General features: G+C 72.7%; 11 protein-coding genes. 9 read left to right on the top strand and 2 right to left on the bottom strand.

Translation table 11 applies throughout. The features are described from left to right. Positions 1 to 60 precede the first annotated feature (60 nt). The gene (locus tag BJ992_RS27935) at positions 61 to 588 is read right to left on the bottom strand and encodes a hypothetical protein (protein ID WP_184986015.1); all 528 of its coding nucleotides are present in this window, start codon (positions 586 to 588) and stop codon (positions 61 to 63) included. 324 nt (positions 589 to 912) lie between these two features. Between BJ992_RS27935 and BJ992_RS27930 the strand changes: the two genes are divergently transcribed. From BJ992_RS27930 to BJ992_RS27890, 9 genes are all read left to right on the top strand, one after another. Continuing rightward, the gene (locus BJ992_RS27930; protein ID WP_184986013.1) at positions 913 to 1,854 is read left to right on the top strand and encodes an alpha/beta fold hydrolase; all 942 of its coding nucleotides are present in this window, start codon (positions 913 to 915) and stop codon (positions 1,852 to 1,854) included. A gap of 157 nt (positions 1,855 to 2,011) precedes the next feature. Beyond that, positions 2,012 to 3,190, top strand: a complete 1,179-nt coding sequence (gene moeZ / locus BJ992_RS27925) for an adenylyltransferase/sulfurtransferase MoeZ (RefSeq protein WP_184986011.1) — start codon at positions 2,012 to 2,014, stop codon at positions 3,188 to 3,190. 193 nt (positions 3,191 to 3,383) lie between these two features. Then, the gene (locus BJ992_RS27920; RefSeq protein ID WP_343072890.1) at positions 3,384 to 4,103 is read left to right on the top strand and encodes a hypothetical protein; all 720 of its coding nucleotides are present in this window, start codon (positions 3,384 to 3,386) and stop codon (positions 4,101 to 4,103) included. Beyond that, on the top strand, positions 4,097 to 5,401 hold the full coding sequence (locus tag BJ992_RS27915) for a S8 family peptidase (RefSeq protein WP_343072889.1): 1,305 nt from the start codon (positions 4,097 to 4,099) through the stop codon (positions 5,399 to 5,401). The genes BJ992_RS27920 and BJ992_RS27915 overlap by 7 nt, the downstream gene beginning before the upstream one ends. A gap of 231 nt (positions 5,402 to 5,632) precedes the next feature. Beyond that, positions 5,633 to 6,322: a hypothetical protein gene (locus BJ992_RS27910; RefSeq protein WP_246496801.1), complete on the top strand. Its 690-nt coding sequence runs from the start codon at positions 5,633 to 5,635 to the stop codon at positions 6,320 to 6,322. Further along, a complete protein-coding gene (locus BJ992_RS27905) occupies positions 6,316 to 7,527 on the top strand; it encodes a S8 family serine peptidase (protein ID WP_184986007.1) in 1,212 nt (403 codons plus the stop codon). Before BJ992_RS27910 ends, BJ992_RS27905 begins: the two co-directional genes overlap by 7 nt. Before the next feature lie 222 nt (positions 7,528 to 7,749). Continuing rightward, positions 7,750 to 8,109 carry a hypothetical protein gene (locus tag BJ992_RS27900; protein ID WP_221475011.1) on the top strand — a complete coding sequence of 120 codons (360 nt, stop codon included), beginning with the start codon at positions 7,750 to 7,752 and terminating at the stop codon, positions 8,107 to 8,109. Between the two features lie 69 nt (positions 8,110 to 8,178). Continuing rightward, entirely contained in the window at positions 8,179 to 8,490 is a 312-nt protein-coding gene (locus tag BJ992_RS27895; protein WP_425503708.1) for an MGMT family protein, read from the top strand. A 65-nt stretch (positions 8,491 to 8,555) separates the two neighbouring features. Beyond that, positions 8,556 to 11,522, top strand: a complete 2,967-nt coding sequence (locus tag BJ992_RS27890) for a CDP-glycerol glycerophosphotransferase family protein (RefSeq protein ID WP_184986003.1) — start codon at positions 8,556 to 8,558, stop codon at positions 11,520 to 11,522. Here the strand turns inward: BJ992_RS27890 and BJ992_RS27885 are convergent. Further along, the gene (locus BJ992_RS27885) at positions 11,500 to 12,483 is read right to left on the bottom strand and encodes a DMT family transporter (protein WP_184986001.1); all 984 of its coding nucleotides are present in this window, start codon (positions 12,481 to 12,483) and stop codon (positions 11,500 to 11,502) included. The genes BJ992_RS27890 and BJ992_RS27885 overlap by 23 nt on opposite strands. Between the last annotated feature and the right edge of the window lie 133 nt (positions 12,484 to 12,616).

The following is a 12,616-nucleotide window of genomic DNA, read 5'->3' as shown; positions in this document are numbered from 1 at the left end:
CGGGACGGCCGGTGTCACCGGGCCGGCGTCGGCTGTGAGCGGCCGTCCCGCGGTACGGGATCAGCGGCCGTGCTCGTGCTCGCCCCCGTGGTGCTTCTTGTTGTGGTGGTGGTGGTGCATGAACGGGATGAACCTCTTGTCGTTGCGGTAGTAGTCCCGGCCGCCGCCACCGTGGTTGTGGTGGCCGATGATGGCGCGGAAGAACCGCGCCTCGACGATCTTGAAGAAGCAGTTGCGGTGGTGGCCGCCGTGACGGTGGTGGTGCCTGCGGTGCTTCCTGAAGCCCTTGCCGCCCCAGTCGCCGTCGCCGTCGTCGTCGCCGTCCCAGCCGTAGCCGCCATGGCCGCCGTGGTGGCCGCCGTAGCCGCCGCCGCCGTAGTTCTGGCAATGGCCGCCGCCGTAGCCGCCGCCGCCGAGACCGCCGTCGAAGCCACCGAGACCGCCGAAGTCGTCGCCCCAGCCGAAGTTGGTGGTGACGGCCGTGGAAGCGCTGGCGCTGGTGGCGGTGGTGGCCCCCAGGCCGGCGAGGCCGACGGTGAGTGCCGCGGTGACGGTCATCATTGCGGCGTATTTCTTGACCTCGGGCATTGCGTTTCCCCCTTGACGCATCGGGTTGCCCAGCGGATGACATTTACCGATACAGCTGATAAATGCCTGGAATGCTCGGTAAGAGCGTTCCCACTTGTCTAGTTATCCGGGCGACCCATACGACAAACGAGGATCACTCCCTTTTGGGGGCTCCTTAACCTCTCCTTATGCCTTTCAGTTCGACATTTCCTAATTTGTCCGATTTGTGCACCTCTCCCGCTCTGTGTACCCCAACACACCCCCTGCCCCGGCCCGGCGTGGTTCGGACGGCCGTACACCTGGGGGTTATCGTCGGAACGGACGGTTAACGGAAGGGGTGCGACCGTGGAAGAGCCGATACCGCACTGGCCGGGGGAGTTCGTCGAGCTGGACGGGCACACGTTGCATGTCAGGGCCACGCAGCCCGGCCCCGGCGGGCCGCGGGAGAAGGCCGTCTACGTCCACGGCCTCGCGGGCTCCGCCACCAACTGGACCGACCTGATGGCCGAGCTGCGGCCGGACGTACTCGGCTACGCCGTCGACCTCCCCGGCGCCGGCTACTCACCGGCCCCGTCCGGCGACGACTACTCCCTCGGCGCGCACGCGGCCGCGGTCACCAAGCTGATCGAGCACGTCGGCGGCCCGGTCCACCTGGTCGGCAACTCCCTCGGCGGCGCCGTCTCCGTCCGTGTCGCCGCCACCCGGCCCGACCTCGTCCGCACCCTCACCCTCGTCTCGCCGGCCCTTCCCGACCTGTTCCCCCGGTACGGCCCCGCGCGCGTCGCGGTCTCGGCGACGCCACGCCTCGGCGAGTGGGCCATCGGCCGGCTGGCCCACCTGCCTCCCGAGCGGCGTATCCGCGCCACCATGGCCATGTGCTACGCCGACTCCGGCCGCGTGCACCCGTTGCGGCTGGAGGACGCCGTGATGGAGCTGCGCCGCCGCGACGCGCTGCCGTACGCGGCTCCGGCGCTGCTGAGCTCGGCGCGTGCCTTGGTCAACGAGTACTTCCGCCGCGGCGACGAGAACCTGTGGCGCCTCGCGGCCCGTGTCACGTCCCCCACCCTCGTGATCCACGGCCGCCATGATCGCCTGGTCGACCCGCGCATGGCCGCGCGCGCCGGCCGCACCTTCCCCGACGTGCGGCTCGTGCTGCTGCCCCACGCCGGTCACGTGGCCCAGATGGAGTACCCCGAGGTGGTCGCGCGCCACATGCGCCACCTGATCAGGGAGGCGGCGATGACGCCTCGTTCCGATGACGCGCTGGCGGTGAAGCGTCCCGCGTAGCGCGAAGGGACCGGCTCCACGCTCACCCGCCGGACGGCAGGCCGCCGATTCGGGAATGCGGAGGAGACCGGGTTAGGTTGTGAAGGACGGCGGGACGCACGGGTCTGACGGCGAGCCGCCAATCCGGGAGCAAGCCCTGACAGGGGAGCGTAGAACTGTGTCGTTGCCACCGCTGGTAGAGCCGGCCGACGAGCTGACCGTTGACGAGGTGCGCCGCTACTCTCGCCACCTGATCATTCCCGACGTGGGCATGGCGGGACAGAAGCGGCTCAAGAACGCCAAGGTGCTCTGTGTGGGTGCCGGCGGCCTCGGTTCCCCCGCTTTGCTGTACCTCGCCGCCGCCGGGGTCGGCACGCTCGGCATCGTGGACTTCGACGTCGTCGACGAGTCCAACCTGCAGCGTCAGGTCATCCACGGCCAGTCGGACATCGGCCGGCTGAAGGCCGAGAGCGCCGCGGCGAGCGTGCGCGAGATCAACCCCTACGTCGAGGTGATCATCCACAACGTCGCGCTGACGACGGACAACGTGATGGACATCTTCGCCGGCTACGACCTGATCGTGGACGGCACCGACAACTTCGCCACCCGCTACATGGTCAACGACGCGGCCGTGCTGCTCGGCAAGCCGTACGTCTGGGGCTCCATCTACCGTTTCGACGGCCAGGCGAGTGTGTTCTGGTCCGAGCACGGCCCCTGCTACCGCTGCCTGTACCCCGAGCCCCCGCCTCCCGGCATGGTGCCGTCCTGCGCCGAAGGCGGCGTGCTCGGCGTGCTGTGCGCGTCGATCGGCTCGATCCAGGTCAACGAGGCCATCAAGGTCATCACCGGCGTCGGCGAGCCGCTGGTGGGCCGACTGATGATCTACGACGCGCTGGAGATGAAGTACCGCGACGTCAAGGTCCGCAAGGACCCCGAGTGCCCCTTGTGCGGCAAGAACCCCTCGATCACCGAGCTGATCGACTACGAGGCGTTCTGCGGCACGATCTCCGAGGAGGCCCAGGAGGCCGCCAGCGGCTCCACCATCACGGCGCAGGAGCTCAAGGAGATGCAGGACCGCGGGGACGACATCTACCTCGTGGACGTGCGTGAGCAGAACGAGTACGAGATCGTCAGCATCCCCGGCGCGGTGCTGATCCCGAAGGGCGAGTTCCTGCGCGGCACGGCGCTTGAGGCGCTGCCGCAGGACAAGAAGATCGTGCTGCACTGCAAGTCCGGCGCGCGTTCGGCCGAGGCTCTCGCCGTGCTGAAGAACGCCGGTTTCTCCGACGCGGTGCACGTCGGCGGCGGTGTCCTCAGCTGGGTCAGGACGGTCGACCCCTCTCTGCCGACCTACTGACGACCGGACATGTCCGCACGGCCGGCGTCCTCCAGGTGAGGACGCCGGCCGTCGGCTTACGTGGTCACGTCCGCCGGTGACCGGACATCGGACGACGAACCGGTGTCTTCTCCTCGGATCGGAGACCCCGTGTTTCGGACCTGTCCTCGGGGAACGCCGGATTCCTCCCGGTCAGGGGCGTTAGGGTCGGCTCGTGAGTGAGTCGCGTGTCTGGCCGTCCCTGGTGGCGGCATCGGCGCTGACCTTGCTCTGCGCGGTGGTCGCGGGGCTCGCCATGGGGGCCGCCGGGGCCGAGCTGACGCGGGGGCCCACCACCGCGGAGCTCCGGCAGGCCTCGGCCGTGGAACTGGCGCGCCGCTGGCAGTCCTGGCCGGCCGGGAAGATCTTCCCCGAGCGGTTGCCGTACGTCGCCGAGCAAGGCGGCAAGGAGTACGCGCGCAGGGTGGGGGTGTCCACGCGGACCGACTGCTCGGCCGCGGTGGACGCCGCCTTGCGCCAGGCGTTCCGCGAGGCGGGCTGCCGCGCGGTGCTGCGGGCCACCTACCTCGACGCGCTGCAAGGAGTCGTGGTGACCGTCGGGGTGGCCGCGTTCCCCGACGCGCGTTCCGCGGCGCGAGCGGGCCGCGCTCTCCCGCGCGGCGGCACGCCGTCGCCGGGGCTGCGGGCTCTGTCCTTCCCGCACACCGTGGCCGACCGCTTCTCCGCCGCCGCGCGCCAGTCGGCGACGCTCGGCCAGGCGGGGCCGTACCTGGTGCTCACCACGGCGGGCCAGGTGGACGGCCGTCCGGCCCGCGCCGTCGGCCGCCAGCGTGAAACGATCTTCGCCTTCGCCGACGACCTGCGCCGCAGGATCGTCGTCACGATCGCCACCCCCGCGCGGCCCGACTGCGCCGGCAAGGACTGGCAGTGCTGAGCCCCGGTGCCGCCTCGCCTGCCACCGCCGGTCCCCGGCGGACGGTCTCCCTGCTCCTGCCGGCCCTCCTCATGGCGGTGATCGCGCTCGTGGCGCCGCCGGCCGCCGCCGACCAGGTGCGGGGCAGCCAGAGCCGCGTGCTGCGCACGCTCGGCGTGGACGCCGCGTGGCGGGTCACCCGCGGCGCGGGGGCCCTTGTGGCGGTGCTCGACTCCGGTGTGGACCCCCGCCACCACGACCTTGCGGGCTCGGTGGTCACCGGGCCCGACCTCACCAAGGGAGCGGGTCCGCGCGGCGCGCGGCCGAGCCGCCTGCACGGCACCTACATGGCCTCGCTGATCGCCGGCCACGGCCACGGTCCCGGCGGGGCCGACGGCGTGATCGGCGTCGCACCCGCCGCGAAGATCCTGTCGGTGCGGGTGATCCTGGAGGACGACGAGCCGGGGTTCCGGCGCTTCAACTCCGAGGCCAGGTACGAGAACGTCGTCGCGCGCGGCATCCGCTACGCCGTCGACAGAGGCGCCGACGTCATCAACATGTCGATCTCCAAGGACCGGCCCACCCGGCAGGAGCGCGCCGCCATCAGGTACGCCATCTCCAAAGGCGTCGTGCTGGTCGCCGCGGCCGGCAACGACGGCGCCGGCCGCAGGGACGCGCCGTACTCCTACCCGGCGTCCCTGCCGGGGGTGATCTCGGTGGCGGCGACCGACCGCGCGCTGCACAAGGCGTCGTTCTCCAACCGCAACTCCCTGGTGCTGGTGGCCGCTCCAGGCGTCGACGTCTTCGGCGCGGGCCCGGGAGACCAGTACTGGGTCGGCAGGGGCACCTCGCAGGCCACGGCGCTGGTCTCGGGTGTCGCGGCGCTGATCAAGGCCAAGCACCCCAAGATGACCCCCGCTCTGGTGGCCCAGGCGCTCACGACCAGCGCGCGGCGCCGCACGGCACGCCAGTACGACCCCGGCACCGGGTTCGGCGTGGTGAACGCGGCGAGGGCTCTGGCCGAGGCCGCGCGGCTGTCGGGCCACCGCCACACCGCGTCGGGGGCCGGGGTGCAGGACCCGGACCTGCCGGTCGCGCCGGGAGCCGGCGGGGAGCGGCCGCAGTTGCCGCCTGTGCAGGTGGTGGCCAGGGACACCGGCCTGGTCACGACGTACGGAGCGGTCGCGCTCGCCGCCGCGGCGTGCGCCGTCGCCTTCCTCGCCTTGATGGTCGTCCTCGTGCGCCGCGCCAGGCGCGGACGCGAACACGTGATGATCGAAAACCCCCAACCGGACCGACGTCCCCGAGCGCCGACGTAGCATCGGGGTATGTCGCCGGAAGAGCCGCGGGCGCGGCCGGGTAGTCCTTGGCCCGCGCGGGCCGCGCGGGGCGCACGTCCGACCTCCTCAGGCGGTCACGGGGCCCTACGGCGCGGCAGGGGCGGCCGTCCCTGGACGGGGACCCGGGAGCGTGCGGGGGAGGAGCAGGCGGCGCAAGAGCGTCTCCGGCTGGAGCGCGGTGTCCGCTACCGGTCCGTGTTCTTGATGATCATGGGGATCATCCTGGCGCTGGCCGCCACCGACGTGCTGCTCGGCGTCGTGGGGCTGCTGCAGGAGACCAAGTCGCGTCCCCTCACCCTCGCCGAGCGCGAGCGCTACGCCGCGCAGGACGTCGCGCGCCGCTGGCACGCGCTGCGCGCGGGCTCGGTCTTCCCCGCCGAGGTCGAGTACGCGGGGCTCAACCGCACCAGGCAGCTGGCCCGCAGGGTCGGCATCGCCGCCGAGGCGCCGTGCCAGTCCGTCGTCGACGCGCCGGTCGCCACGGTGCTCAAGCAACACGGCTGCCGCACCATGCTGCGCGCCACCTACGTCGACCAGACGTCGGCGTTCGTGGTGACGATCGGCGTCGCGGTGTTCCCCGACGAGGACACCCGCGTCGGCACCGCGAGCGACCTGCCGGTGGACGACCGCGTGGGGGTGCGTCCCGTGGCGTTCCCCCGCACCGTCACCGAGCGGTTCGGCGCGGCGCAGCGCCAGCGCACCGGGTGGGTCGGCGCCGGTCCCTACATCGTGTTCTCCACCGCCGGGTACACCGACGGCCGCACCCGCGAGTCCATCCCCCTGGAGGAGACCCTGCACAGCGAGCTGTGGTCCACAGCCCAGACCGTCGCCGGCCGCATCGCACGCATCCTGGCCGAGCCCCCCGAGATCCCCCGCTGCACCCAAGGCAACGTATGTTGAGGCGCGCGGTGGCCCGCCTCGGCGCCACCGGCACGGTGCTCGCTCTGGCGTGTCTCGTGGCGGGCCCCATGCCGGTGGCCGCCGCGCGTGACGTGCGCGGCGACCAGCGATGGGTCCTGGACGCGCTCAACGCCGAGAAGGCCTGGCAGGTCAGCCGCGGTGAGGGTGTGACCGTCGCGGTGCTCGACACCGGTGTCGACCCCTCGGTGCCGGTGCTGCGCGGCAAGGTGACCGTCGCGCCGGACATGAAGTCGAGCATGTACGACGACGCGCCGCGCCAGGGTTCGCACGGCACGGCGATGGCGTCGGTCATCGCGGGCTCGGGCCAGGACGGCGGCCTGCGCGGCGTCGCGCCGGACGCGCGCATCCTGTCGGTGCCGGTGATCGCCGACGAGGAGCAGGACGACGACGAGGCCGTCGAGCCCGACGACGGCGTGGGCCCGATGGCGGAGAGCCCGCTGTCACGCGGCCTGCGGTACGCCACCGACAACGGCGCGCAGGTCATCAGCATGTCGCTCGGCGCCTACGGAAGCCAGCGTCCCGACCGCGAGGCCATCGCGTACGCGCTGTCGCGCGGGGTGGTCCTGGTGGCGGCCAGCGGCAACGACGGCGACAGCGTCTACGCCAAGGAACACGGCACGTCCTTCTGGTCGTTCCCCGCGGGCTACCCCGGCGTGATCGGCGTGGGTGCGGTGGACAAGAAGCTCAAGCCGACCGAGTTCAGCAGCGACAACCTGTCGGTCATGGTGGCGGCCCCCGGTGAGGACGTGCCGGCGATGTTCCCCAACGGCGGCTACGGCCTCGTCGAGGGCACCAGCGTGTCGGCGGCCCTGGTGGCGGGGGTGGTGGCGCTGATCAAGGCCAAGTACCCGGCGCTGCGTCCCGAGCTGGTGGTGCAGGCCCTCACGTCCTCGGCCAGGGACCGGCCACGTGCCGGCTACGACGACAAGGTCGGGTTCGGCGTGGTGGACGCCGCCGCGGCCCTCACCAAGGCCGGCGAGCTCGGCGGTTACCGGGTCTCGCTGCCGGTCCGCGACGACATGCACTTCGGCGCCGGCGCCACGGCCCCCGCTCCGACGCCGCCGGGCCCCGACCCGTTGCGCATGTGGGTGTTCGGCGGCGGTGTGCTGCTCGGACTGATCGCCTTCGGCACGGGGGTGATCGTGCTGATGCGCCGGTCCGAACGCCATGCGGGTGCGCGCTGACGGCGTGCCGGGTTCCGGACCTTCGCGCTCTCGGTGTCGCGGAGGGGCCCGTGCTGACGGCGTGCCGGTTTTCGGACCTTCGCGCACTTGGTGTTCCGGACGTCCGGAGACCGGTGGTAAGCGGTGACGTGCGGCGGTTGGATCGCGATCCGGCAGTTGTTGGGCTTTCTGTCCCGATAAACGGTGAAGGTTCGCTATGGTACCCGTCTCGTGGGATACGAGTTGCGTGTACACCGTGAGCCACCGCTCGCATATGCCGAGCTCACCGCGGCGACCGGCGGCGACGCCGGATTCGCGTTGCGCGGCACGGCGGAGACCGGCGAGGTGCTGGCCCGCCACGGCGGCGCCGAGCATTCCGTCGCGACGTGGCAGGGCCGCCTGTACGGCCGGCCGGCCTCCGACTGGGAGGTCGCTCAGCTCGCCAGGCTCGCCGATCTGCTCGGCGCGCGACTGGTCGGCGAGGACGGCGAGCGGTACGGCGTCAGAGACGGCATTGTCGAGCAGGTCAACGGCGACGCGACGTACGAGTTCGGCAAACTGGAGGAGATCCTCGACGCGGGCCCCGCACAGTGGAGCGCCTGACGGCGGTGGGAGGGCCGAAGGAGCGGCCCGTGGAACGGCGCCGAGGACCGCACTGAGGAGGACGAGCCGGTGAACGGGGTGAGTGATCCGACGCCGTTCGCCGAGCGGGTCCTCGATCTGGTGGACCGGATCCCGGCCGGCAAGGTGATGTCGTACGGCGACGTCGCGGAGTACCTCGCCGAAGGCGGCCCACGGCAGGTCGGCCGGGTCATGGCGACCTGGGGTGGCGGTGTGCCGTGGTGGCGGGTCGTGCGGGCCGACGGCCGGCCGGTGATCGGTCACGAGAGCCGGTGTCTGGCCAGGTGGCGGGCCGAAGGCACACCGATGCGCGGGGAGCGGGCCGACATGCGCACGGCGCGCTGGACTGGTGATCATCAGTGATTTCTCAGTAAAGCCCATTACCATTCCAGCTAACGCCAGGCGACTGGAAAGGCGGTGCCGCCCCGATGGCAACCGGAGCCACGTCCGCGCCGACCGGCGACGTCGTCGCCGACCGGCTGCGGGCCGCCCAGGATCTGCACGACCGGGGTGAGCCGCTCGACGCCGTGATCGCGGCCGTCCACGCGGGCGGTCTGTCCCGCGCGCAGCGCCGCCGCCTGCACACCGAGGCACTGTCCGGCCCGCTCGGCCTGCGCCTTGAGGCCGCGGCCCGGCGCGACGCCACCCGGCTGCGTCACGCCATCGACCTGTTGCGCGACTATCTGGCCGGGGTGGACGACCACGTCAAGCGCCGGCTGCCGGTGGCGCGCAGGCTGGCGTTCCACCTGGTCGAGCACCGCGACCCCGCCGAGCTGGCCCAGGGTGACGAGCTGGCCGGTCTGGTGGCCGCGGCCGCCGAGCCGTCCAAGCGGGTGCGCCGCGGCCTGGCCTGGTACGCCGATCTTCCCGTGAACGCGCCGCAGGAGCTCTTCCGCCTGCGCCGTTCCGACCTGGTGCCGGTCACCGAGGTCTCCGACGTCTCGTGGCACGACGGACGGCTGCGCGTCAGCGGCCACGCCTACCTCGTCGGCCTGTCGGTCCGCAGCCGCCGGTTCAACCGCGCGACCGTGGTGCTGCGCGGCCCCCGCTGGGTGCCGCCGATCTCCGTGCGCACCCGGCGCGTCCTGCGGCCCGAGGCCACCTACGAGGCCGCCGAGCCCGGCTGCAACTACGACTGGGCCGGTTTCGTCGCCGAGATCAGCCCGTGGTCGCTGCGCTGGCGCGCGGCCCTGCGCTCCGCCGTCCACGACGTCAAGCGCCTGGTGCGCGGCCGTCCCAGGGTGCGCGACACCACCACGTGGCACGCCGACATCGTGATCTGGAGCCGTGGCGCGCGGGCCACCGGCGCGGTGCGCGGTCCGGTGATCGGCCGCACCGAGCGTCCGGCCGGGCTGCGGGTGCGTCCCAGGCTCTGGATGCGGCCCACCTGGACCTCGGACCGGGGGTTCCAGGTCGTGCTCCAGCCGACCAGGGCCACGCTGACCGCCGTGCGGCACACCGGCGACCAGGTCGAGCTGGAGGGTTTCCTGCCAGGCGCCAAGGTCGCCAAGGGCCGCGCGCGGCTCGGCGGCCACCGCATGGCCGCGGACTTCACACCGGTCGACGGCGGCACACGGTTCACCGTGCAGCTCGCGGTGCCCGCGCTGCTGAAGGAACGCGACGCGCGGCGCCTGTGGGTCGAGCCCAAAGGCGACCCGGCGGCGCCGGTCCTCATGGAAGGCGCGGCCGAGGTCCACGTGCCGATCGGCCGCAGCGAGGTCACCGTGCTGCGCGACCGGCGCGACCGGCTCGTGCTGTCGGCGCACCGGGTGTGGCCGGTCATCACCTCGGCCACCTGGGACGACGACGGCTCGCTGACCCTCGCGGGTTCCTACCCCGACACCGATCAGGGCCAGCGCGAGCTCGTGCTGCGTCAGCGCACCGGCCAGACCTACCGCGTGCCGGTCCGCCGGTCAGGCGCCGAGTTCTCCGTGCGGCTGTCGCCGGCCGCCATGCACCGCTTCGGCGGCACGGTGCCGCTGGCCTCCGGCGCCTGGAGCCTCGCGTTCGCCGGCGGCAAGGGCACGACCGCGCCGCTGCGCGTGGAGCACGACCTGCTCGACACGCTGGACGAGGAGCCGCACGTCCTTTCCGGCCGCTCGTACCGCCTGGTGGCCACGAGGTTCGACGTGCCGGTGCTCGTCGCGGCCGAGGAGCGGCCCGACGACGAGAAAGGCGCCGGCGGCCTGTGGTCGATGCGCCGGGTGCACTACCCCGCGCAGCGCCGCACCCCGCTGCGCGAGGCGACGGTGTACGTCTCGTTCGACGGCCGGTCCTACTCCGACAGCGCACGCGCGGTGTACGAGGAGCGGCTGCGGCGCGGGGACGACCGCGAGCACATCTGGGTGGTGCGCGATGGCGCGTTCGTGCCGCCGGACGCCGCCGCGCTCGGCCTCGGCAACGGCATCAGGCCCACGGTGGTGCGCGAAGGCAGCCGTGAGCACTACACCGCGATGGCGACGTCACGTCACATCATCACCAACACCTTGCTGCCTCAGTGGTTTCGCGCGCGCGAGGACCAGATCTGCGTGCAGATGTGGCACGGCTCGCCGCTGAAGCGCGTCGGCGGCGACCAGCGCCACATGTCCCGCGACCCACGTCCGCCGGCGTGGTACCGGCAGGCCGCCGAGGTGGCCAACTGGGACCTGCTGGTGACGCAGAGCCCGTGGGCCTCCGAGGTGCTGTGCGGGGCCTTCGGGTACGGCGGCGAGGTGCTGGAGTCGGGGTACCCGCGCAACGACGTGCTCGCGCACCGCGACCGCGCCGACCTCGCCACCGCCGTGCGGCGCGCGCTCGGCGTGCCGGCCGGCAAGCGCGTGGTGCTGTACGCACCCACGTGGCGCGACCACGACCGCCGCAACTCCTCGGTGCGGCTGGACCTCGCCGAGGCGCGGCGGGTGCTCGGCCGCGACCATGTGCTTCTGGTGCGTGGCCACATGATGCAGGCGGCGCCGGTCGCGGCCGGCCTCACCGTGCCGGGCCCGGCGTCGGTGGTGCGGCCGGGGCCGATGGCGAGGGAGTCGGTGTTCGCCATCGATGTGACCACCTATCCCGACATGGCCGACCTCCTGCTGATCGCCGACGTGCTGATCACCGACTACTCCTCGGTGATGTACGACTTCGCGGTGACCCGCCGTCCCATGGTGTTCTTCACCTACGACCACGAGCGTTACCGCAACAGCCGCGGCATGTACCTCGACCTGCGCACGCAGGCGCCTGGTCCTGTGCTGTCGGACGCGGCCGACGTGATCGAGGCGGTGCGCCTGATCGACGCGCTGTCCGGCGACTACGCCGACCGCTACGAGTCGTTCGTCAGCACCTACGTTCCGCGTGATGACGGCAAGGCCACCGCGCGCCTGGTGGACCACGTCTTCACCGACCCCGGCGACCGCTGACGACAGGCCGGGGGCCGGCCGCGCGCTCCGGTGGGGGCCGCCTGCGGCGGGTCAGCCCCGCCGTGAGGCCGGCGACGACCAGGGCCGTGCCGGCGACGTCCGCCGCCGTGGGGCCGCCGAGCCCGAGGACGACGCCGCACAGGATCGTGCCGACCGGCAGGAAGCCGGAGAACAGCCCGGCGCGTTCCGGACCGAGGCGAGGCAGCGCGTCGTACCAGCAGAAGAACGCGAACGCCGTCACCACGACCGCCTGGTAGACCAGCGCGAACGTCTCGGCCGTGCCGGGGACCCGCAGCACGCCGGGGCCGTCGGCCACCAGGCCCGCGACCAGCAGGATCGGCACGGCCATCGCGGTGGTGTACGCCGAAACGCGGATCGCGCCGAGCCGGGGGAGCAGCGGCACCGCGAGCAGGGAGAACCCCACCTCGCAGGCCAGTGCGCCTGCCGCGAGCAGCACCCCGAGCAGCGAGCCGCCGCCGAGGCCGCTGACGACGGCCGCGCCTGCCGCCACGAGGACGGCCGCCACGACGATGCGCGGGGACGGACGCCTGCGTGCGAGCAGCGGGCCGAGCAGGGCCAGCACGACCGGCACGGTCGCCACGACGGTGCCGGCGGTGGCCGGGGTGGCGTGCCGGGTGGACTCGATGACGAACACGTTGAACGCCGCGAGCCCCGTGGCGGCGAGCGCCGCGAGGAGCCCCAGTTCCCTCGCGTCGAGCCGCAGATGCGCGAGGCCCCTCGCGCGCATGAACGCCAGCAGCAGGACGGCCGCCCCCGCGTACCGCATCGCCTGGCCGCCGTACACCGGGTACTCGTGCAGCACCAGCGACACCGACGGCAGCGTCCCCATGAGGAACATCGCCGTACCGGCGCCGAGCGCTCCCCGTGCCGTGATCCCCGTCTCGTTCGCCTTCGCCGTTCCCGTCCCCGGCCTTGTCACCGGCGCGCGTGCGTTCACCATCGCCCTCCGTGTCGTTTCCGCTCGTCACACGGCATGTTCGCAGCGTCGTCCACGGCGGAGACAGGTCCAAAGCGTGCGCGGCCCGCGGGGCCAAAACCCGATCAAACGGCCTCGGCGGGAGACTCGTGACGCG

The sequence above is a fragment of the Sphaerisporangium rubeum genome (assembly GCF_014207705.1).
Taxonomy (GTDB): Bacteria; Actinomycetota; Actinomycetes; order Streptosporangiales; family Streptosporangiaceae; genus Sphaerisporangium; species Sphaerisporangium rubeum.
This window is presented reverse-complemented; position numbering and strand designations above follow the sequence as displayed.

What these genes read in the sequence shown, in the direction of transcription:
- BJ992_RS27935 (WP_184986015.1), bottom strand. Translation starts at nt 588, where the DNA reads ATGCCCGAGGTCAAGAAATACGCCGCAATGATGACCGTCACCGCGGCA.
- BJ992_RS27910 (WP_246496801.1), top strand. Translation starts at nt 5,633, where the DNA reads ATGGGGATCATCCTGGCGCTGGCCGCCACCGACGTGCTGCTCGGCGTC.
- BJ992_RS27905 (WP_184986007.1), top strand. Translation starts at nt 6,316, where the DNA reads ATGTTGAGGCGCGCGGTGGCCCGCCTCGGCGCCACCGGCACGGTGCTC.
- BJ992_RS27890 (WP_184986003.1), top strand. Translation starts at nt 8,556, where the DNA reads ATGGCAACCGGAGCCACGTCCGCGCCGACCGGCGACGTCGTCGCCGAC.
- BJ992_RS27885 (WP_184986001.1), bottom strand. Translation starts at nt 12,483, where the DNA reads ATGGTGAACGCACGCGCGCCGGTGACAAGGCCGGGGACGGGAACGGCG.